Below are 339 nucleotides of genomic sequence, written 5' to 3'. Positions count from 1 at the left end.
CGAACGGGCAGGCCACAAACCGCTCCGCGGTCAGGGCGGCGCGGTTGACGTAGCCGCGGGTGACCCCGGCGCCGGCGACGTAGAGTTCGCCGGTCACCCCGGCGGGAACGGGCTGCAGGAACTCGTCTAACACGAACGCCTTGGTGTTGCCGATCGGGCAGCCGATCGGCGGCGTTCCCGGACCGTCCACCACACCGACCGTCGCCATGACGGTCGTCTCGGTCGGACCGTAGGTATTCCAGAGTCGGTCACCGCCTGCCCAGCGGGCCGCCAGGTCCGCCGACAGCCGCTCGGCGCCCAGCACCCACCGGCCCACACCTTCGACCTGCGCCGGATCGA

At 71.7% G+C, this 339-nt stretch carries 1 protein-coding gene; it reads right to left on the bottom strand.

From position 1 onward, the window contains the following. The coding region (locus tag QSK22_RS33455) for an AMP-binding protein (RefSeq protein ID WP_285498526.1) at nt 1-304 on the bottom strand (304 nt) is incomplete at its 3' end. Nucleotides 305-339: the final 35 nt, after the last annotated feature.

This window comes from Actinomadura sp. NBRC 104425, from assembly GCF_030269545.1.
In the GTDB taxonomy this organism is placed as follows: Bacteria; Actinomycetota; Actinomycetes; order Streptosporangiales; family Streptosporangiaceae; genus Spirillospora; species Spirillospora keratinilytica.
This window is presented reverse-complemented; position numbering and strand designations above follow the sequence as displayed.